Origin of the sequence: Actinoplanes sp. NPDC049599, assembly GCF_044465625.1 — a bacterium.
Classification (GTDB): domain Bacteria; phylum Actinomycetota; class Actinomycetes; order Mycobacteriales; family Micromonosporaceae; genus Actinoplanes.
In genome coordinates this window covers 1-20178 of the sequence record NZ_JBITLX010000045.1, presented here as the reverse complement: position 1 = coordinate 20178, position 20178 = coordinate 1, and the positions used below count along the sequence as shown (strand labels likewise).

General features: G+C 71.1%; 21 protein-coding genes. 15 read left to right on the top strand and 6 right to left on the bottom strand.

Annotation, left to right across the window (positions count from 1 at the left end):
* Window positions 1-118: 118 nt before the first annotated feature.
* The 5 genes from ACIBQZ_RS41110 to ACIBQZ_RS41090 all read left to right on the top strand — a co-directional run bounded on the left by ACIBQZ_RS41110 (window position 119) and on the right by ACIBQZ_RS41090 (window position 7228).
* On the top strand, window positions 119-1126 hold the full coding sequence (locus ACIBQZ_RS41110; RefSeq protein ID WP_396094384.1) for a hypothetical protein: 1008 nt from the start codon (window positions 119-121) through the stop codon (window positions 1124-1126).
* A complete protein-coding gene (locus ACIBQZ_RS41105) occupies window positions 1123-5316 on the top strand; it encodes a hypothetical protein (protein ID WP_396094383.1) in 4194 nt (1397 codons plus the stop codon). The genes ACIBQZ_RS41110 and ACIBQZ_RS41105 overlap by 4 nt, the downstream gene beginning before the upstream one ends.
* Before the next feature lie 3 nt (window positions 5317-5319).
* Window positions 5320-5817 carry a hypothetical protein gene (locus ACIBQZ_RS41100; protein ID WP_396094382.1) on the top strand — a complete coding sequence of 166 codons (498 nt, stop codon included), beginning with the start codon at window positions 5320-5322 and terminating at the stop codon, window positions 5815-5817.
* Between the two features lie 59 nt (window positions 5818-5876).
* Window positions 5877-6716 carry a hypothetical protein gene (locus ACIBQZ_RS41095; RefSeq protein WP_396094381.1) on the top strand — a complete coding sequence of 280 codons (840 nt, stop codon included), beginning with the start codon at window positions 5877-5879 and terminating at the stop codon, window positions 6714-6716.
* Between the two features lie 302 nt (window positions 6717-7018).
* Window positions 7019-7228 (top strand): BldC family transcriptional regulator, encoded by a 210-nt coding sequence (locus tag ACIBQZ_RS41090; RefSeq protein ID WP_014687221.1) that lies wholly within the window; start codon window positions 7019-7021, stop codon window positions 7226-7228.
* A gap of 72 nt (window positions 7229-7300) precedes the next feature.
* Here the strand turns inward: ACIBQZ_RS41090 and ACIBQZ_RS41085 are convergent, their stop codons facing one another.
* On the bottom strand, window positions 7301-7672 hold the full coding sequence (locus ACIBQZ_RS41085; protein ID WP_396094380.1) for a PPOX class F420-dependent oxidoreductase: 372 nt from the start codon (window positions 7670-7672) through the stop codon (window positions 7301-7303).
* Between the two features lie 18 nt (window positions 7673-7690).
* On the opposite strand from ACIBQZ_RS41085, the gene ACIBQZ_RS41080 reads away from it, so the two are divergent.
* The 4 genes from ACIBQZ_RS41080 to ACIBQZ_RS41065 are packed head-to-tail and all read left to right on the top strand — an operon-like array spanning window position 7691 to window position 10945.
* On the top strand, window positions 7691-8467 hold the full coding sequence (locus ACIBQZ_RS41080; protein WP_396094379.1) for a class I SAM-dependent methyltransferase: 777 nt from the start codon (window positions 7691-7693) through the stop codon (window positions 8465-8467).
* Between the two features lie 5 nt (window positions 8468-8472).
* Window positions 8473-9027, top strand: coding sequence for an RNA 2'-phosphotransferase (locus ACIBQZ_RS41075; protein WP_396094407.1), 555 nt, complete (start codon window positions 8473-8475; stop codon window positions 9025-9027).
* A gap of 56 nt (window positions 9028-9083) precedes the next feature.
* Window positions 9084-9653 carry a hypothetical protein gene (locus ACIBQZ_RS41070; protein ID WP_396094378.1) on the top strand — a complete coding sequence of 190 codons (570 nt, stop codon included), beginning with the start codon at window positions 9084-9086 and terminating at the stop codon, window positions 9651-9653.
* Complete coding sequence (locus tag ACIBQZ_RS41065; protein ID WP_396094377.1) at window positions 9650-10945, top strand: PrsW family glutamic-type intramembrane protease; 1296 nt, start codon at window positions 9650-9652, stop codon at window positions 10943-10945. Before ACIBQZ_RS41070 ends, ACIBQZ_RS41065 begins: the two co-directional genes overlap by 4 nt.
* Before the next feature lie 18 nt (window positions 10946-10963).
* Here ACIBQZ_RS41065 and ACIBQZ_RS41060 read toward each other — a convergent pair whose 3' ends face one another.
* Complete coding sequence (locus ACIBQZ_RS41060) at window positions 10964-11212, bottom strand: hypothetical protein (RefSeq protein WP_396094376.1); 249 nt, start codon at window positions 11210-11212, stop codon at window positions 10964-10966.
* Window positions 11213-11390: 178 nt separating this feature from the next.
* On the opposite strand from ACIBQZ_RS41060, the gene ACIBQZ_RS41055 reads away from it, so the two are divergent.
* Window positions 11391-11789 carry a PaaI family thioesterase gene (locus ACIBQZ_RS41055; protein WP_396094406.1) on the top strand — a complete coding sequence of 133 codons (399 nt, stop codon included), beginning with the start codon at window positions 11391-11393 and terminating at the stop codon, window positions 11787-11789.
* 37 nt (window positions 11790-11826) lie between these two features.
* Window positions 11827-12219 carry a hypothetical protein gene (locus ACIBQZ_RS41050; protein ID WP_396094375.1) on the top strand — a complete coding sequence of 131 codons (393 nt, stop codon included), beginning with the start codon at window positions 11827-11829 and terminating at the stop codon, window positions 12217-12219.
* Between the two features lie 29 nt (window positions 12220-12248).
* Here the strand turns inward: ACIBQZ_RS41050 and ACIBQZ_RS41045 are convergent, their stop codons facing one another.
* The gene (locus ACIBQZ_RS41045; protein WP_396094374.1) at window positions 12249-12566 is read right to left on the bottom strand and encodes a hypothetical protein; all 318 of its coding nucleotides are present in this window, start codon (window positions 12564-12566) and stop codon (window positions 12249-12251) included.
* A 165-nt stretch (window positions 12567-12731) separates the two neighbouring features.
* Between ACIBQZ_RS41045 and ACIBQZ_RS41040 the strand changes: the two genes are divergently transcribed.
* Both ACIBQZ_RS41040 and ACIBQZ_RS41035 read left to right on the top strand, forming a co-directional pair.
* Window positions 12732-13160 (top strand): ATP-binding protein, encoded by a 429-nt coding sequence (locus tag ACIBQZ_RS41040; RefSeq protein WP_396094373.1) that lies wholly within the window; start codon window positions 12732-12734, stop codon window positions 13158-13160.
* Between the two features lie 38 nt (window positions 13161-13198).
* Entirely contained in the window at window positions 13199-13501 is a 303-nt protein-coding gene (locus tag ACIBQZ_RS41035) for an STAS domain-containing protein (RefSeq protein WP_396094372.1), read from the top strand.
* On the opposite strand, the gene ACIBQZ_RS41030 is transcribed toward ACIBQZ_RS41035, so the two are convergent.
* From ACIBQZ_RS41030 to ACIBQZ_RS41020, 3 genes are all read right to left on the bottom strand, one after another.
* Window positions 13498-14553 carry an SGNH/GDSL hydrolase family protein gene (locus ACIBQZ_RS41030; protein WP_396094371.1) on the bottom strand — a complete coding sequence of 352 codons (1056 nt, stop codon included), beginning with the start codon at window positions 14551-14553 and terminating at the stop codon, window positions 13498-13500. The two genes, ACIBQZ_RS41035 and ACIBQZ_RS41030, sit on opposite strands and share 4 nt — an antisense overlap.
* Window positions 14554-14673: 120 nt before the next feature.
* On the bottom strand, window positions 14674-15825 hold the full coding sequence (locus tag ACIBQZ_RS41025; RefSeq protein ID WP_396094370.1) for an RNA polymerase sigma factor: 1152 nt from the start codon (window positions 15823-15825) through the stop codon (window positions 14674-14676).
* Between the two features lie 62 nt (window positions 15826-15887).
* Entirely contained in the window at window positions 15888-16259 is a 372-nt protein-coding gene (locus ACIBQZ_RS41020) for a YciI family protein (RefSeq protein ID WP_396094369.1), read from the bottom strand.
* Between the two features lie 221 nt (window positions 16260-16480).
* Here ACIBQZ_RS41020 and ACIBQZ_RS41015 point away from each other — a divergent pair, with 221 nt between their 5' ends.
* On the top strand, window positions 16481-17302 hold the full coding sequence (locus ACIBQZ_RS41015; RefSeq protein WP_396094368.1) for a class I SAM-dependent methyltransferase: 822 nt from the start codon (window positions 16481-16483) through the stop codon (window positions 17300-17302).
* Between the two features lie 111 nt (window positions 17303-17413).
* Window positions 17414-19231 (top strand): hypothetical protein, encoded by a 1818-nt coding sequence (locus ACIBQZ_RS41010; protein ID WP_396094367.1) that lies wholly within the window; start codon window positions 17414-17416, stop codon window positions 19229-19231.
* Window positions 19232-20178: the final 947 nt, after the last annotated feature.

The following is a 20178-nucleotide window of genomic DNA, read 5'->3' as shown; positions in this document are numbered from 1 at the left end:
CCGCCCGCCCGGCACTCAAGCACACCTCAAGCTCGTCGACCCGGCCGCGCGCCGGGCCGCCATCTCAGCGTGCAATCGGGAGGCACCGCAGATGCTGAAGGTTGATCATCGGGGGCGCATGTCAGCAGTAGTGCTGGCCTGCGTGATCACCATGGGAGTCACCCAGGCCGGGACGGCCGGTCCGGCTTCAGCGGCCGCGACCCAGGCCGACCGGGAACGGGTGCAGTGGCGCGCCATGTCGGACGGCCGATGGGAGGTCCGCACGGCCGCGGCAGTGGCCCTCAGAGACACCTCGCCGGACGCCGTGCCGGCCTTTCTCCGGTCGGGCCTGACGGCGGCCATGAACCGGGCAGCCGCCTTCGAACGCGCCGACGTCGCTGAGATCAACTACTGGCTCCGGATCTCCCGTGCAGGTACGGCGGTGCGCCTCGGGTGCGAGCGTGCGTTGGCCGCGACGCACGACGAGAAGCACGACTTCGTCGAGACCGGGCTGGCCCTCGCGCAGGAGCTGGACGAGTCCGGGCAGCATCAGCACGACGAGGAGGTCGCGAAGCAGGCCCAGGAGGACCGCGACTTCGTGGCCTCGCTCGCCGAGACGGACCCGGGGCGGCAGGTCCGCGCGGCGGCCGCCGCGGCGATAGCCGGCGGCACCGACGCGGACATCGCCGACTTCTTCGACTACTACTGGGCCGCCGGCGCCCGGCTGGACGACGAGGCTTACCGGCTGGCGATCAGTGACCTGGACCTCAGGGGCACCACCGCCCTGACGCGGGCCCGGAACGCGGCCCTCGCCGCGGCGGCGGCCGAGGCTGCGGCCAGCGGCGAGGCGGCCGAGAAGCTGCACGCCGACACCGTCGCTGCCTGGCGGGCGGTCGCCACGGCGGCCACCGGCACCAGCGTGAACTGGGCGGCGGAGCGGGACCGGGCCGCGGCGCAGGCGGCGATGTGGGCCGGGGTGGCACAGCACGCTGAGGACGCCACCACCGAGCAGGACTGGGCCGGAGTGCTGACGCGGGCCGGCAACAATGTCACCGCCTGGCAGGACGCGGTCCGCTGGGCACAGGAACAGGCCGAGGTATGGGCCCGGCTGGCCGACGAGGCCGCCGGCAAGGCGGACATCCGATGAGGGCTTTGCGACACCGGCGCCGGGCCCTGCATGCCGTCCTTGCGGCCCTCCTCGGCGCCGCGTTGGCCGGTGCCGGCATAGCTGTACCGGCTCACGCTGATCTGCGGCCGGCCGCCGCCGCGGCGGCTGCCGTCGACTGGACCGACGACGAGGCGCAGTGGTACCGCGACAGCGTCGTCGACATCGCCTCGTACGCCGCCGAGCCCGAGGTCCGGGACGCGGCCCGGGCGGCGCTGGCGGCCGGGACCACCCAGGCCATCGCGGACTTCGTGGATCTGGGCTGGGCCCGCGCTCGAACGGCGGCCACCCAGCGCAAGACCCGGGACCGCAACCAGGTCAAGACGTGGTCCACCACCGGCGGGACGAACGTCCGGGCGGCGGCCGGCCGGGCGCTGGTGGGCGGCGACTACGCCATCGGCGAGTTCGTGGCCTACGGCTACGAGCTGGCCAACCGGCTGGATCATCCGGTCGACGACACCCCGGCCGAACGCGAGCGGATCTACGCCCGGGTAGAGCAAATGATCACGATTGGCGGCCCGACGGTGGTCGCCGAGGGCAGCGTGGCGCTGGCCTCCGGCGATCCGGTGGTGATCGCCGACTTCTACGCCACCGGTTACGCCGCGGCCAACCGCACCGACTGGGACAACCGCGAGAAGATCCGCCAGGCCATCGAGCTGCGCAACCAGAGTGTGGACGCGCTCCAGGTCAACGCGAGCTCCGCGGCGACCGCGGCCACGGCCCGCAAGGAGATCATCCGCGCCAACATCGATGCGCTGCGGTACCTCGAGGACGCGCTGCTGGCCATGCGGCTGGCAGCCGGCGCGGCCCGCGAAGCGGATCAGGTCTTCGAGCAGGACCGGATCCAGCGCCCGGCCGGTGGGAAGGGCCGTACGGCGCTGCTGGAGGCGCGCAAGGCCGACGCGATCACGCAGGCCAACCGGGCGAATCAGACGGCGTTGCAGATGAACGCCGTCATCGCCCGGGTGAAGGCAGCCGCGGCCGAGCTGACCAGCTCGGGCCAGGCCCACGGGCAGGACTGGGCGCAGGTCACCGTCGCGGTGGGGTTGTCCGCACAGGCGGCAGCGCACGCGGCGGGCACCGCGGGTGCGGCCGCCGCGGCCACTCTCGCCGACAGCCTCGCGCTGGACGCCGACCAGAACGCCACCCTCCATGCCGACAACGCGGCCCGGTGGCTGGCCGAGACCAAGCACCAGGAGAAGACCGCCGCCGACCTGGCCCTGGTCGCCAAGGCGCAACAGAAGATCGCCGAGGACGCGGCCAAGCGGGCCAAGGACCAGCGGGGCATCGCCGAGAAGGCCTCGGTCTCCGCCCGTCAGCACGCGGACAAGGCGAAGGCGCTGCGCGGGGAAGCCCAGCGGGCGTCCGACAACGCCGTCGCGCAGGCCCAGGTGGCCGCCTCGGCCCAGCTGGAGGCGAACGACGCCGTCCGGCGGGAGTCGGCGGCGATCGACCGGGTCAACCGCTCCGGCGAGGAGCTCAAAGCCGCTACCTCGAGGTGTTACGCGGCTGAGGCCGAGTACATCGCGATCACCCAGGCGCTGCAGAAGGCCCGGGCGGAGGCTGAGGCCGCCGGCAAGGACGCCGACGAGGCGACCCGCGACCTGCAGGCCCAGGCGGACCGGGCGCGCGCCGCGTACAACTCGGCCCAGGCGTGGGCGAACAAGGCACAGGCCGCGGCCGCCGCGGCCAAGGGTGAGGCCGAGAAGGCCAGCGCCGCCGCCCGCAAGGCCCGGGACGCGGCCAAGGCGGCGCAGAAGGAAGCGCTGACCGCGCGGCGCGCCTCCGACAAGGCCGGGCAGGCGGCCGTGGACGCTGTGCAGGCGGCCGAGTCCGCCCGGGTCTCCGCGATGACGGTGCAGGCCGAGGCCGAGGCCGCTGTGCGGGAGGCCGGGCACGCCGTCGTGCAGGCGGACATCGCCGGCGACGCGGCCGGCACGGCAGGGGCGCTGGCCCAGCTGACCGTCGACCGGGCCGGCACGGCGAGCTACATCGCGGCGCGGTTCGCCGCGCTCAACGCCGATGCCCGGGCCGCACTGACGGTCGCCGGCGAGGCGATCGTCGTCAGCCAGCAGCAGGCGGAGGCTGCGGCGAAGCGGGCCGCCGAAGCCGAGGCCGCGGCCATCCACGCCACCGGCCAGGCGACGGACGCCGTCGGCGACATCAAACCGGCGTACGAGGCGGCGGCCCGAGCGACCGGTTCGGCGAACACCGCGATCGGCGCGGCGAACAAGGCCTACCAGGCGGCGGTGGCGGCGACCAACGATGCCAACGGCGCCAGCAAGGCGGCGGCGGCCGCGAGCCAGTGGGAGTCGGCGGCCTGGCGGGACGCCGGCATCGCCGGCACCGCCGCGCAGAACGCCAGCTCGGCCGCGGCCGCCGCCGGACGGGCCTCGGCCAGCATCGACCGGGCGTACGCGTGGGCCAAGACGGCCACCGCCGACATCCACAGTCAGGCCAAGAAGCTCGGCGAGGTCCTGAAGGGGCTCACCGACTCCAAGGCCAAGCAGGACGCGATCGCGCGCGAGCAGCAGGAGTTCGAGGACAAGGTCGAGGCCGGCATCCTCTCCTACCTCCAGTGCCAGATCGCCATGGTCGACGCCTGCAAGCACCTGTGGGAGCTGGTCCAGCCCAGCCTCAAGACCGCCCTGGACGCGTCGAAGAACCACATCGCCCTGCTGGCCAAGTGCTACACCGGCGACAGCGCGGCGTGCGACGCCGCGCAGGCCAACGGCGACCGGGTGCAGGACTTCTTCGTCCAGGTCGGTGCCGGTCTGTGGGAGGGCGCCAAGGGCTTCGTCCAGGGCCTCAAGGCCGTGACGGACTGCGCCAGCTGGGTCGTCGTCGGCTTCCACGGCGACTACTTCCAGAACAACTGCGGCAAGGTCGTCGACGGCATCCAGCAGATGCCCGCGATGCTCAAGGACCACCCGCTCGAGCTGATCCACATCACCGAGTGGCGGGACAACCCGGGCAAGGCGTTCGGGCTGACCCTGTTCGACATCGGCTCGTTCGCCATCCCGGGGATCGGCGAGATCGGCGGAACGCTCAACAAGGTGCTCGGCGGCCTCAACCGGCTGCTGCGCCTGGGCATCACCAAGATGTCCGGCGGCGTCGGCCGGATCGAGCGGTTCGCCATCCGGGTCGCCGACGTCCCGGGCCAGCCCGCCGGCCGGGTAGCGCAGATCACCAACGTCGGTCTGCGGGTCGAGAACGGCGTCGTCAAGTTCGACGAGGCGGCCGCCCTCATCGACAACGCCTTGTACAAGGTCGAGCCCACGACGGCGCGGTTCGACGGCGCGATCGGCAACCTCGACGGTGCCGTCGTCCACCTCCAGGACGGCGTGGTCGCCGTCGAGAACGGTATCGCCAAGATCAAGGACCTGGTCCTGAAGATCGACCGCGACGTCGATCTGCCGGACTCGCCGTCCTCCTGCGGGTTGCTCCGGGCGGCCCGGGTGGCCGCCGCCGCAGCCGCCGTCCCGTGCAACGGCACCCAGCCCGACGGCAGCTGGAAGTACCTCGAGAACGGGGTCACGCTTGAACTCGACAAGCGGGCCAACCTGCTGGCCGACAACGCGATCAAGGCCGCCGCGGAAGCCGAGGAGCTGCTGTCCCCGCGCATGCAGAAGCTGATCGAGTCGGTTCCTGGTGCGACCCGGGAGGGCTGGGCGTACCGGTTGAAGACCGCGGACTCCCTCAAGCGGAAGCTGGCCGGCGACCTGGAAGACGCGGGGACTGACGCTGCGCGCGTTCTTGAGGGCGTGGGCGATAACATCCGCTACACCGCGGTGCTCCTGCCGGGACAGTACGTCCACGGCGTGCAGGAAGCCGTCCGGATGCTGAAGCAGCAGCGGTACGAACTGGTCGAGTCGCCGAAAAACGGATGGAAGCCCGGATCGATGGGCAACTACAAGGGCATCAACACCACCTGGCGGGACCCCGTGACCGGCCATCTCTTCGAGGTGCAGTTCCACACGCCGGACAGCTTCTGGGTCAACAAGCTGGAGCATCCGTTCTACGAGATCGGCCGGCTTCCGACGGTGGAGGGCCTCGAGGCCAGCGCGTGGGGCCTGACCAAGCGAGAGGCGAAGGGATTCTCCAAGGCCATGTGGGAGACCGTCGAGGTCCCGGAAGACGCGGAAAAGCTCGACTTCCCGGTGGGGACGTGACCGATGCTCTCGCTGGGACCGCACCACTACTTCGCGATCGTTGACGACCGGCACGACGTCAAGGACCCCCTGACCGTTGTCCGGGTCTTCGCCGACGTCGGAGCCGGCGGTGTCCGCGAGCTCACCCGCGAGGTCGTCTGGGTGCCCACCACGCTGCTCGACCGCATCGACCGCGGTGAGGTCGGGTACCGGGCTGAGCCGATCAACGAGAAGCAGGCGCTGCGCATCCGGGAGCGGTGGGAGAAGAAGATCTCCTATCGCTACTCCGTCGTGGTCCGCGAGGATGATCCGGCCGGCGAACCGGTGGGCGTCATCCGGGAGTGGGACGCCGCCGCCGGTGACCTGGTGTATGAGGAGCGCTATGTCGGGCGCAACGTCCAGCAGTGGCTGCCCAGCAGCAGGCGGTGGGAGATCGAAGAGGGCAGGGGCAGCTCGCGGCGGCTCGTGGCGTGTGACGCGGCTACGGTGAACCAGTTCATCAGCTCGCTTCGGGGTCGGTGAGTTCACAACCGCGGGGCGGGGAGGGGCGGTTACGGCCGATTTCGTGAAAGGATCGCGCCGTGCCGTCACTGTTCGCGTCGTACCTGCGGGTTTACGAGCCGCTGACCGCCTTCGACCGGGACCGCCAGGTTTTCTGGCGCCGGTATGCGCGGGAGGGTCGGGCGCTCGGCCCGGTCGAGGGTCCTGTCCGCCAGCGCACCGCCGTCCTGGAGGCGCTGGGCGCGGGCTGGACCCGGCTGCCCGACCTGCCCGACGAGGCGTACGTCCTGGAGTGGGGTGACTCGCTGCTGGTCTGCCCCTGGAACCTGCGGCTGCGGATCGCCGAGGCCGCGCTGAACGCCCGGGACGGCGTGCCCAGCGTGCTGGCCGACGCGTTTGTGCCGCCGGTGCTGGCCGGGCAGGCCAAGGCGATCGTGGAGGACTGGCGCAGCGGGGCGAAGGTGCTGGAGCGCGGGGTGCCCCGGGTGCACGAGCAGATCGCGACGTGGGGCGTGCCGCTGCGCTGGTTCGCCTTCGTCGACCTGGACGAGCGTGAGATCAGCCTGACCGGCGGCCGGCGCACGCTGCGGTATCGCACGGAGATCTCCAAGGCTCGGCGCCGGGCCCACCGCGCCGTCTCGGTGCTGCGCAAGTCGCTCGGCGACGCCCCGATCACCGAGGCGGTGGAGGAGGGCACGCGGTGGCTGGAGGAGTTCCACCCGCGGTCGATCGTCGAGCTGGACTACGGCGGCCTGACCGGGCTGCTGAGCGAGGAAGCGCTGGCCGAGGACGATTCGCCCGGACTGGTGGCGGCCGGCATTTCGGCACTTTCCCGGGGCGACGCCGAGGCGGCGACCGAGGCGTACGAGAAGCTCGTCGCACGGTGGCGCGCCGTGCAGTTGCTGGAGCGCTGCAACTGATCGACGGTCATGAGCTTCTGACCAGGGAATATAGGACGAAGGGGCACGGAACACCGCCTCGGAAAGCGCTCTCTAGGCGAACACTCTTCGTAATCGGCGACCCGCGAAGCGTGATAATCGGTCCAAACAAGACACTTTCTGGCGTAGAAAACGGGTAAAAATCGGGCATGCTTCAACCGTCTATCTAGGGACGTTCGGCCGTTCGGCCCATGTCGGACATCGGGGACTAGCCGGACCATGAGAGACGCACCGGCCGGCGGGACCCCGGCCGATGTCTTTAGGTACCTGTGGAGGAGTGACCGATGGCATCGCGTACGCATGATCCTGAGCCGCTACTCACGCCGGCCGAGGTGGCGTCGATGTTCCGTGTCGACCCGAAAACCGTCACCCGGTGGGCCAAGGCGGGCAAGCTCAGTGCAATTCGCACCTTGGGCGGGCACCGTCGCTACCGTGAGTCGGAGGTTCGCGCCCTGCTGCAGGGGCAGATCCCCACGCAGCGTCAGGGCGACTGAAACCGCAGTCGACCGAGAGATCGATAAAGGGGCGAATGCCAAGACGGCAGTCGCCCCTTCTTCGTCTCCGGCTCAGCTCACCAGGATGACGACGCAGCCGTCCGCGCCGCGGCGGAGCCGGCTGCCGAACGTGGTCATCCGGCCGAGCAGGCCGTACTTGCGGTTGAGCGCACCGACGACCCGGCGCCGGTCGTCGGCGTCACCGATCCGGGCCTGCGCCTCGATCGGCTCGCCGGCGACGTTGCCACGCATGTCGCACGCCGCCATCGTGACGCGCCCGCTGTTGCGGATCCGCTTGACCTTGCCGGTGCCGTCCGGCGTCCAGAACGCGACCCCGGAGCCGTCGGGCACGACCCACAGCGGCGTCCCCACCGCGCGGCCGTCCCGGCGGAACGTCGTCAGAAGGACGTACTTTTCGGCACCGAGTTGCTCCAGCGTCGCCATGGACCAAGAGTAGTGGCAATGGATCAACCTGCGATCGGCGACGTGTTCGGCGAGATGATCCGGGACGCGTACGCCGTGCGTACCGGGATCGGGCCGCGACCGCTGGCCGGCGGCCGGGTGCCGCGGCCGGTCATCGAGATCATCGAACGCGACGACGGGCTGATCAACGGCGCGCCCGCGGACCACTACCTGGCCGAGCCGGCCGAGTGGCAGCCGCACGACCATCGCGCGTTGCGCCTGGTCCGCGGCGCGGTGCTGGACATCGGCGCCGGGGCCGGGCGGACGGCGCTCGAGCTGCAGAAACGCGGCATGGCGGTCACCGGGCTGGACACCTCGGCGGGTGCGATCGAGGTGGCGCGCCAGCGGGGGCTGCGGGACACGGTGCTCAACACCGTCGACGCGTACGCCCGCTCGGCGGCCCGCTACGACACGTTCCTGCTGCTCGGCAACAACCTGGGCCTGATCGAGGGGCCGGCCCGGGCGCCCGCCTTCCTCGGCGCGCTGGCCGAGCTGGCCCGCCCGGGGGCCCGGATCATCGCCCAGGGCACCGACCCGTACGGCACCACCGACCCCGTGCACGTCGCCTATCACCAGCGCAACCGCGACCGCGGCCGGCTCGGTGGCCAGCTGCGCCTGCGGCTGCGGTACCGGCTGCTGGCCACGGAGTGGTTCGACTACCTGAACTGCTCGGTCGCGGAGCTCGAGGCGCTGCTCGCGGGCACCCGCTGGCGGCTCAAATCGGTCGACGCCGAGGACCGACCTTATTACCTTGCGGTCATGGAGCTGCGACCGTGACCACGATGCTGAGCCGGGACCAGGTCAGGCTGAGCAAGCGGCTGTCGCTCGTGCTGCGGCACCGGCCCGAGACCGCCGGCCTGACCCTCGACGCGAACGGCTGGGTGCCGGTCGCCGAGCTGCTCGCCGCCCTGCGGATCTCCCGCGCCGACCTCGATCTTGTGGTGGCGCACAACGACAAGTCCCGCTTCGTGATCGTGGCCGGGGCCGACGGCGTCGAGCGCATCCGGGCCCACCAGGGCCACTCCCGGCGGGTCAACGTTGATCTCGACCTGCCGCCGGCCCGGCCGCCCGCCACCCTGTTCCACGGCACGCCCCGCGCCAACCTCGCCCCGATCCTGCGGGAGGGGCTCCGCCCGCGCAGCCGTCAGCACGTCCACCTCTCGCCCGACGTGGCCACCGCCCTGGTGGTCGGCCGGCGCCGCGCCTCGGACGTGGTCGTGCTGGAGGTCGCGGCGGGTGCGCTGGCCGAGGCCGGGCACGTCTTCCACCGCAGCGAGAACGGCGTGTGGCTGACCGCGGCGGTGCCGGCGGCATTTATCCGCGAACGTTCCGAGTAAACGGACATAACGGTTTAAGCCGAGGGTTGTTGGGAAGCGCCGGTTAGCGTATTGGGATGGGGTGGGTCGCTCGGCGTCAGCTGACGAACCTTCTCGGTGCGCTCAGCCTCGTCCTGGCCCTCGCCGGTCTGTCCGTCGGCCTGCCCGCGCTGGACTCGGCGCTGCCCGCCGACCGCTCGGTGGCCACCGACCGCCCGTACGTCGTCGGCGGTGGGGTCACGGTCGTGCCGCCGGCCGGCTCGCGCATCGACGTCACGGAGACCCGGCCGACCGACGACTCCGGCACTGCCCTGTTCCGGCTGGGCCCGGTCCGCTACCTCATCACCGTCCGTCCGTTCGACGGCGACCTGGACGCGGCGGCCGGCCGGCTGCGGGAGCGCATCACCGGCACCGCCGGCTACCAGGTCACCGGCACCGAGCTGACCGTCGCCACCGGCTCCGGGCTGGCCGGGGTGCAGGGCGGTTACACCGCGCCCGGCCGCGGCGGGCGCTACCTGGTCTTCGTCGCCGGCGGGCGGACCATCGAGGTCACCGTCAGCGGCGCCGACCTGGACCTGGGCCGGACCCTGCCGGCGATCGACGCCAGCACCCGCACGCTGCGCTACGACCCGGCCGAGCCGGAATGACGGCGGAGCCCCGGTTGCGCAGTGCCCGCACCGCACCCGTGCAGCCCGGCGCCGACCCCGGCGCCGGGCTGATCCGACTGCCCGCGTTCTGGATCGTGCTCGCGCTGGTGCTGGCCGGCGGCGTGCGGATGGCGCTGATCGCGGGACGGTTCGCCGGCGCGTACCCGGTGGCGACGGTGACCGCCACGGCCCTGTTCGCGCTGCTCGCCGTACCGTTCTGGTTTGTCGTCAGCGAGCTGGACTTTCTCGAGCGGGAGCCGCCCGCCCTGCTGGCGCTCGCGTTCGCCTGGGGTGGCCTGGTGGCCACCTCCGTGTCGATCCCCGGCAGCGCGGCCCTCGACGACCTGGTGGCGAAGCTGGGCTCGCCGCACCTGGCGGCCGACTGGGGCGCGGCGCTGGCCGGGCCGACGGTCGAGGAGATCGCCAAGACGCTCGGCGTGGTCGCGATCGTGCTGGTCGCCCGGGCCCAGATCAACAGCGTGCTCGACGGCGTCGTCTACGGCGCGATGGTCGGGCTGGGCTTCCAGATCATCGAGGACATCGTGTACGCGCTGGGCGCCGTCGCCCTGGCCGGCCGCGGCGACCACGTGGAGCCGGTGCTCACCACGTTCCTGCTGCGCGGCTTCCTCTCCGGGCTGTGGAGTCACACCCTGTTCGGCGCGCTGGCCGGCGCCGGCATCGGCTATCTCGTGGTGCGCGCCGACCGCACCTGGCGCAGCCGGCTCGGGGTGGCGATGCTCGCCGTGCTCGGCGCCTGGGCCTCGCACGTGCTGTGGAACTCGCCGCTCTTCCGCGACGGCCTCGGCAACGGCGCGCTCGCCCTGCTGGCGGTGCTGGTCTTCAAGGGACTGCCGCCGCTGCTGCTGATCCTGCTGCTGGTCCGGGCCGCGCACGACCGGGAGGCCGACTACTACGCCGCCCAGCTCGCCCAGCTGGAGGATCACGAGCTGATCACCCCGGACGAGCTGGAGGTGCTCCGGTCCGGGGCGCGGCGGGCCACGGCCCGCTGGCACGCGCGGACCCGGGCGGGCCTGCGGGCCCGGGCGGCGGTGCGGCGATTACAGCGCGCGCAGGCCCGGCTGGCGGTCGAGCTGAGCCGGGGCACCCCCGACCTGACCCGCCGGCACCACGAGGTGCGCCGGCAGCGCCGCATCCTCGCCGCCCTCGGTCACCCGGAGGCGATCGCGCCCGAGGGCAAGGGGCCGTGGCGGCGCACCGCCTCGACGGTCTTCACCACGGTCCTCGCCATCGCCGTGCTCTGGGCCGCCATCAGCACGCTCGGTGGCGGCTGACGGCGACCCCTGCCCGGCTCAGACGGTCGGCGGCAGCCCGCCGTCGCCGTCCACGATCGTGTCCGGGGTGCCGTCCTGGTTGAGGTCGGCCATGGTGATGTCGACCTTGCCGTCGCCGTCGGTGTCGAACTGGAACAGGTCGGCCTTGCCGTCGCCGTCGGTGTCGGCGACCCAGACGTCCGGCTTGCCGTCGCCGTTCGTGTCGGTCGCCAGCAGGTCCACGCGGTCGTCGCCGCGGGTCTCGACGATCTCCTTGGGCTCGCTCATGGTGTCTCCTCAGGTGATGCGTCGCAGCGGATCTGACCAACGTAGGGCCCGGGTCGCCCCCTCGCGACCCGGACCGCTCTCGAAGGTAGGTATCCACCGCCAGCGGTGTGACCGATGTCGCTGGCCGGAGGTGAACGCGCCGGTAACGTTGCCCGACGTGACTACAGCGGCGGACGGCATGCAGCAGCTCTTCGGCAGCGGGGGCGGTGGTGCCCTGGGCGAGCGGATGGGCATCCAGATCATCGAGGCGACGCCCGAACGGGTGGTCGCCACGATGCCGGTCGAGGGCAACACCCAGCCGTACGGGCTGCTGCACGGCGGGGCGTCGTGCGTGCTCGCCGAGACGCTCGGCTCGGTGGGCGCGGTGCTGCACGGGGTGACCGTGGACCGGCCGTTCGCGGTGGGCGTCGACATCAACGCCACGCACCACAAGGGCGTACGCTCCGGCACCATCACCGGGGTCGCGACGCCGGTGCACCGCGGCCGGACCGCGGTGACCTACGAGGTTGTCATCACCGACGAGGACGGCGACCGGGTCTGCACGGCCCGCCTCACCTGCCTGCTCCGGGGCGCTTGAGCGGCAAATCTTGACGGATCCGCGTACCTTTTCCCACGTGACGGAAATACCACAGCACGCCCTGGATGACGCGACGCAGGTGCTGCACTGCGCGCTCAGCGGCGACAGCGACGCTGTGGTGGGCACCTTCGACGCGGTGGTCGACCGGTCGGGCGTGGTGGGTGCGTACGACGTGGCTTGGTGTCTCGCTGCGACGATGGTGGGACGCAACGTGCCCAAGGGCGGCGCCTGGACCCTCGACTTCCCGGGGATCGACGACGCGCGGTACGACAAGCGGTGGGTGGCCCGCTTCGTGAGCGCGTACGTGAACGGCGACTTCTCCACCGGCGAGGCCCTGTTCGGCGCGGCGATCGCCGACGGCCAGCTCCCGGACTGCCTGCTCGCGTTGGCCGGCTCGACCGTGGCGACCCTGCGGCACCGGGCTGCCTGACCGCGGGCCCGGCCGCCGATCCGATCCGCTCAGAAATCCTCGGAGGTCTTCAGATAGAGGGCCTTGGCGTACTGGGCGGCGGCGGCCTCGTTGTACATGCTCGCCTGGGACATGTACCAGCCGTTGTCGGCCAGGGCCTTCCGCGCCGCGGTCATGCCCGACCAGCGGATGTCGGCATCAACCTCGGACAGGCCGCGGGCCTTGAAGTTGCGCCGCATCTGCATCTTGCCGGCCCGGAAATTCTCGGCGGCCTCCTCCGCTTGACGCATGCAGGAGAACCCCTTCTCGCTCAGGGCTTCCGCCATCTGCCAGGCCGCCTGCTCCTCCGAGCTCTTGAATTTCGGCACGTTCGATCCTCCCGTGAACTTTGTTCCCGGTTAGCTGTACGGAAAGCGCGGCCGTCGCGCCAGGCCCCCCCGCACAGTGCAAGAAAGGTCAAAGTGACCAGGGCCTCCGCCGCCGACGGGTGAAATCACACATGATCGGAGGGCCGGTTGGGCATCAGGGATCTCATGGCCTTCCTCAGCGCCCAGTCGCCGCCCGCCATGACAGAGCTGCACAAGTGGGTCCTGGACAGCCCGGTGCAACTGCGGAGCCTGCGGGCCTCGCTGCATCAGGCCATCACCGGGCAGCCGCTGCCGGCCGGCGCGGAGCTGGCCGAGATCCCGGAGAAGGTCGTCCTGGTCGCCACCGAGCTGGCCACCAACGCCCTGCGGCATGGACTGCCGCCGACGATCGTGCGGCTCGGCCGTTACGACCGGGTCTTCGTGCTGGACGTCGCCGATCACAGCCCGGACGTGGCGCCGGAGTACGCCGACGACCGCCCGCCCGGCGCGGGTGGGCTCGGCCTGTACCTGGCCAAGCAGTTCGCCCTCGACCTCGGCTGGTACATCGAGGACGACACCAAGCACGTGTGGGCGGAGTTCCCGGTTCCGAGCTGATTTATGATCACGGCATTCATTGACCGTCAGAGGTGTCCGTGACCCAGCCCTTTTACCAGATCGTCCGCGAGGCAGCCGTCGTCCGGCTCGTCGGCGACTTCGACATCAACGCCCGGGACGAGATGCGGGCCGCCCTGCTGGACGCCGTCCGGGACCGCCCCGCCGAGGTGATCATCGACTTCGACCAGGCGGTGTTCCTGGACAGCGAGGCGATGGGCGCGCTGATCGAGGGCCTGAACGCCGGCCGCGAGGCGGACGTGCCGCTGCGCATCGTCAACGCCCACGGCCTGGTGCACCGCGTCCTCGACGTCTCCGGGGTGCTCGCCCTCTTCAACGGCTAGAGGTTCAGCAGGTTGCCCGGCCCGGTCCACTTGCCGACCAGCCGCGTCCGCGTCTGCGTCCGGCCGCCGACCCGGATCCGGTACGCCCGCTTGACCGTCCGCAGCGTCTGCCAGGTGCGGATCCGGCGGTGCATACCGTCGATCTCCGCGGGCACCGTCCGCAACGTCCAGGTACGGCACTCGGTCCGGTGGTGCACCTCGCCGTTCTCGACGACCTTGGCGGCCAGGCAGCGGTACGTCGTCCGCATCGCGTACGGGTTGGCGCCCGTGGCGCCGAAGGTGTGGAACACCGGTGCCATCGCCCGGTACCAGTTCCAGGCCATCTTGGCGTAGCCGAAGTCGTTCGGGTGGCGCAGGTCGTGCAGGTCGATGCCGGCCACCGAGGACTGGTCGACGACGGTGATCAGCGGGTCGTTCTTGGCCGCCATGAGGCCGGGGATGAGCCGGTTGTAGACCCGGTCCTGGGCGACCTCGCGGGGCACCCGCGAGCTGACGATCTGCGCGACGAAGATGTACGCGGCCGGCCGAGCCGCGCGGATCTGGTCGATCATCGCGGACAGCATGCGGGCCGTGACGTACGGGCCGTCGCCCCGGGTGATGTTGTTGGTGCCGGCGTGCACCAGGACGACGTCCGGCTGGGCCTGGGCCAGCCAGCCGTCGAGCTTCGCGGAGAGCTCGTCGATGCTCCAGCCGCCGTGGCCCTCGTGCTCGGTGTCGGCGCCGTCGCCGTTGCGCTCCGACCCGACATAGTTGATCTCCATGCCACCCCGGAGCAGCCGCTGGGCCAGCGCCATCCGGTACGAGCCACGGCTCGGCGAGCCGGTGCCCTTGGTGATCGAGTCACCCAGCGGCAGGACCCGCAGCGCCTGGAAGCCGGCCGCCCGGGCCGTCGGGGGCGTGGGGCCGGCGGGCGTACCCGTGGTGACCCGGACCGCGCCGGAGAACTGCGCGCGGGCGGCATCCGGCACACCCAGGCCCGCGACCAGCCCGGCCGCCAGCACACCGGTCATGACCTTGATGCCCAGGCGCCGTACGCCTGTCGACTTGCGCACCGCAGATCCCACGACGAGCCCCTCCGTCCGCCAGCAAATACCTCCCAAATATCGGGAGCCGGCGCGACCCACACGAGACCCGCTCGGTAGCCGTGGGTTGTGATCAAGGTGCAGAATCCGTCAGTCGGTGTGCAGCGCCGCGGCCCGCGCCGCCAGGTAGCGCTGCTCGGGTGCGCTCAGGGTGATCCGGGCGGCCTCCAGGTAGGCGGCGCGCGCGGCCGGCAGGTCACCGCACTTCTCCAGCAGATGGGCGCGAACCGCCGCGACCCGGTGGTGCCCGCGCAGGGCCGGGTCGTCCTCGGCCAGGTCGAGCTGGGTCAGCGCCAGCACCGGCCCGTGCACCTCGGCGAGCGCGACGATCCGGTTGAGCTGCACCATCGGGCCGGGGCTGAGCGCGTGCAGCATCCCGTACAGCTGAAGGATCTGGGGCCAGTCGGTCTGCTCGGCGCGCGCCGCCTCGTCGTGCACCGCCGCGATCGCGGCCTGCAGTTGATACGGCCCGATCGGCGCGCGGGCCAGGGTTTCGGTGATCAGCGTGATGCCCTCGGCGATCGCCGCCGCGTCCCACCGCGCGCGGTCCTGCGCCGCCAGTGGCACCAGCGAGCCGTCGGCCCGGGTGCGCGCCGGCCGCCGCGCGTCGGTGAGCAGCATCAACGCGAGCAGGCCGGCCACCTCACCGTCCTCGGGCAGCTGCGAGCGCAGCAACCGGGTCAGCCGGATGGCCTCGGCGCTGAGCTCGGCCCGGTGCAGCCGCGTCCCGGAACTCGCGGTGTAACCCTCGTTGAAGATCAAATACAGGACCTGCCGTACGGCGATCAGCCGCGCTTCGCGCTCGTCCGGCGGCGGCGGGTGGAACGTGGCCCCGGCGTCCCGGATTCGCTGCTTGGCCCGGCTGATCCGCTGTCCCACTGTGGCCTCCGGCATCAGCAGGGCCCGGGCGATCTCGGCGGTGGTGAGCCCGCCGACGGCGCGCAGGGTCAGCGCCACCTGCGAGGCGGTGCTGAGCGCGGGGTGGGCGCAGAGCAGCAGCAGGGTGAGCGAATCGTCGACGTCGGGCACGGGCGCGCTCTCCGGCTCGTACCGGATCGCCTCCTCGCGCCGGCGCCGAGCCGTCTCGCTGCGCAGCAGCTCGATCCGCCGCCGCGCGGCGACGGTGATCAGCCAGGCCCGCGGGTTGGCCGGCACGCCCTCGGCGGGCCACTGCTGAGCGGCCGCGAGCAGCGCCTCCTGCACGGCGTCCTCGCAGGTGTCGAAGTCGCCGAAGCGGCGCACGACCGCGCCGAGGACCTGCGGCGCACACTCGCGCAGCAGGTCCTCCCAGGCGGCCGGCGCTCTCAGAATTCCCAGCCGCTCATGTCGAGCACCGGGCGCACCTCCACCTCGGTGAAGGCGGCGTCCGGCACCTTCGCCGCCCACTCGACCGCCTCGTCGAAGGTCTCGCAGTCGATCAGGTAGAAGCCCGCCAGATGCTCCTTGGCCTCGGCGAACGGCCCGTCCGAGGAGATCGTCCGGCCGTCGCGGACGGAGACGAACCGGGCCAGCGACGGATCGGCCAGGCCCTCGGACGCGACGTGCACGCCAGCCTTGATCATCTCGTCGCCGAGCTGCAGATGGCCCCGCCCGAACGCCATGCGCTGCTCGTCGCTCAGCGACTCCCAGACGGCCAGCGACTGCTCGTTGGACTGGATCAGAATCAGGTACCGCATCGGGACCTCCACTCGTCGCCGGAATTCTCCCACCAGAGACGTCGAAACCGCCGCCACCGTTTCTACCTCCGGGGTGTAGGGCATTTCCCGGGAGAACCGTCAGGTGGTGCTGGAGCGGCCGGAGCGGTCCTTACACTCCACATCGGAGATGGCGACACCAAGATCAAAGCATTGTGCGGATGTGGCGTGGAAGCCGTTGACCAGGCGATACGCTCCGCGACATGATCTACGACCCGGCCGAGCACTGGTCGCGCCTGCATGCTCGCGCCGACCTGAGCGCCGTCGGACAATCCGGACTGCCCGCCGATCTGAACGCGACCCTCTACCGGGCCCTGGAACGGCGTGTCCGCTGGTTCATCCGCCGCCACCGCCTGCTGGCGGGCGCCCGGACGGCCTTCGACATCGGCGCCGGCATCGGCTACTGGGTCCGGGTGTGGCACGACCTCGGCGTCGAACGGGTGGACGGCTGCGACCTCGTACCGTCGGCGGTCGAGCGCCTGGAAGCCGACTTCGGCCCGCGCGGCGACCGGTTCACCGCGGTGGACGTCGGCGCGGAGGAAGACGCTCTGCCGGATGAGACCTACCCGTTCGTCTCCGTGATGAACGTGCTGCTGCACCTGACCGACGATGAGAAGTTCGAACGCGCGCTGGCCCGGATCGCGGCCCTGGTCGCGCCGGGCGGTCACCTGCTGCTGGTCGAACCGATCCTGCTGGACGCGTCCTACGCCCGGCCGGCCACGGCGGTGCAGACGTCGCGGGCCCGGGTCCTGGACGCCTACCGCGAGCCGCTGCTGAAGGCCGGCCTCACGATGGTCGAACTGCGCGGTGCGGTCGCCACGGCGAACAACCCGATCGAGGCGGGCTCCAAGGACGCTTACCTCCGGTACGTGCGGTGGTGGCGCTGGGTGGCGAAGAGCGTCAAGACGTCACCGCGGAAGCTGCGCTGGATCGGGCCGCTGATGCTGGCATCGGACCGGGTGCTGCTGGCGACAGGGGCGAAACCGTCCAGCAAGATCGTGGCGTTCCGGCGGCCGGCGGCCTGACGGTCACACTCTTCGTAGAGTCCGTGGTTGGCTAGGAGCGCTTGCCGGCTCTTCACTCGCGGGATACGAGGAGAAATGTACGTCGTCTTGGCGTGGTTCAGTGATCGCACAGTGTCCGATGAGGAGAGACGCGCCGGGCGCGCCCGCTTCGAATCGGCCCTCTCCGGGGTGGTGCCGGAGACGTATCTGCGTCACGAGTTCGGTGGTGAGGATTGGGGTGTCACCGTCCTGCACCCCAGCGCGCAGAGCGCGTACCGATGGTCCACGGTCGCCACGGAGAACGCGGTCACCGCAGTGTCGCTCGGCCTGCCCGTCGGTGCTGAGGTGACCGGCGGACCGGTCGCGCTGGCCCGCCGGCTGCTCAGCGGCGGAGACGTCCACCGTGACGTGGTTCCGCCGTTCGCGCTGCTCGCCCTTGACCGCGACGAACGGTTCGCGGTCCAGCAGGACTGGCTCGGCATGTGCCGGCTGTTCACCGGTACGTCCGGCGGGATCACCGCGCTCTGCAGCCGGCCGAGCCTGCTGGCCACCTTCCTGCACGGCGCCGTGGAGCCCGATCTCGAGGCCTGGGCGTCGTACGCGATCTGCGCGCAATTCGGCGGTGACATGTCCCCGATCCGCGGGGTCCGATTGCTGCAGCCGGGCGAGCGGATCACCGGGCGACGGCGACCCAGCGGCGGATGGGCGCTGACCACCCAGGTGAAGTACGGCATCGACGACGTGGTGGCGTCCGGCCTCGCGGCGCAGGGCCGGCCGGTGGACGAGTCGGTGGACCTGGCCGCGCAGGCGATCACCGCCTCCGCGAGCAGCGTCGGTGACCTGTACGCCGACCAGATGAGCCTGGGCCTGTCCGGCGGCAAGGACTCGCGGCTGATCGCGGCCTCCCTGATCGCCGCCAAACGGCTGCCCCAGTTCATCACGAACGAGGACACCGTGGCCGAGGGCGAGGTCGCCCGAGAGCTGACCCGGATTCTGCGCGACAAATACCACTTGGAGCCGGACCACAAACTGGTCAGATCGAGTGCGCCGGCCAGCGTGCTCGCGGTCGGGCTGCACCAGCGCACCACCCAGCTGCAGCGGCGGTACGACTTCCAGTTCCCCTCGACCTACACGGCCCGCCCGGCCGTCCCGGCCCTGCTCTCGGACAGTTTTCCGGCGCCCAGCTTCAGCGGCGCCGCGGGCGAGCTGGCCACCGGCTACTGGTATCCCCAGGTCGACGGCGAGGCGCCGGAGCAGCTGGCCCTGACGCGCCTGATGTCAGGCGTGCCGGGCGATGTGGCCGCCGAGCCGGCGGCCGCGTCCCAACGCGAGCGGATCAACGGGATCATCAACCACGCGAAGGAGATCGGCCTCAGCGACCTGCACCTGCTCGACTACCTCTTCCTGGTCGAGCGGGTCCGCCGCTGGACCACGTCGGCCTACTCGATCGGCAGGATCACACCGCTGCTCTCCCCCGGCTTCATCGCCACCACCTTCGCGCTGACCGTGGAACAGAAACGCGCCTGGCTGCTGCACACCGAATTGATCAAGCGGCTCGTCCCGGAATGGTCGGAGGTGCCCTTCGTCCGGGTGACCACCGGCAAATCCACTGCTACGCGCGTCTGGGAGGGCGACGGTGTCCAGGTGATCGCGGACCTGCTCGACACCGCACACGGACCGATCACCCAACTGGTCCGCCGGGACGCGGTGGAGAAGGCGCTCAGGACAGTGGTCCGCAAGCGTCGGGGCGACCAGCATGCGTTGCGGCAGTTCACCTGGCTGGCGGTGGCCTCGCAGCAGCTGGAGCCGGGCACGGTCCGGCCGCCGACCTCCGCCACATACGCCCGGGTCACCGCGCCGCCCAAGCCGCCGGCGAAGCGGAAGCGGTCACGGTTGCGATGGGTGAAGAAGACCCGGCTCTGGAAGGCCCTCCGCCGGAGGCTGCGCTGACCGGCTCGGCCGAGGCAACCAGGCGACGTCAAGGACGGGTCACCGTTGCCGGAGGGCAAGGTGTCACCGGGTCTGTGCAGCCGACGTTAACGGCTCGCTGTGATCGAAGGTGAACTCCCAAATGATGTAGACGTGCCGGACGCTGTTGCGCAAATCAACCCGGGCGAGTCGTTAGGGAGGGCGGCCGTCGGTGTGAACCAGCAGCTCAAACAGCCGGCGTTGCCCGTCCAGCGGACCTCCGATGAAGCGGACCCATAAACCACCAGCCGTCGCTGTCGCCATCGGCATGGACCCCTGGACGGCGGCGGATTTGTTCTGGCTCCTCATTCATGCTGTATGTCGACTTTCGCCATTCAGTGCCGTCGCAGCCTCGGCGGCGGCCTTCCCGCAGATCTTGATGAGCTAAAACGTTCCAGCCACACCACGCCGCTACAAGGTCCACCATTCGCGCCCCTTTCCTCCTGAGATGACCCCTCAACCTCCACTACCGCCACACACCCTCCAAGCGCCGATCCCGCATACCGGACGAACCCAGTAGTCCATGATCGTTGGATCTACTGCCTATTTGATACTTCTGAATCAATGCGCCGCCTACGCGGTGCGACCGTGCCCGCTCGCGCTCGACGCTCGGCCGGCGTGGCGGTCCGCACCCACAGAGGCTGAACTCAGTCGCCGCCGCCGCCGCCTCCGTTTCCGTCGGATCCGCCCCAATCCCCGGCGTTGCCTGAGGACGTGCCGGATCCGGAGCCGTCGGATCCGGAGTCGCCCTTGCTGGACCGTCGATTCTTCGAGTTACGCCTACTGACCTGATCTCAACAAGATCCGGATAGGTATTTGTATTCGTAGTGGGTCAGGTGCAGCGCGGCGGCGACGATATCGCCGATCCGGCGTGGGCTGACCGTGGTGTGTCGCAGTGTCTTCCAGCGGCCGATCAGGATCGCGAAGCC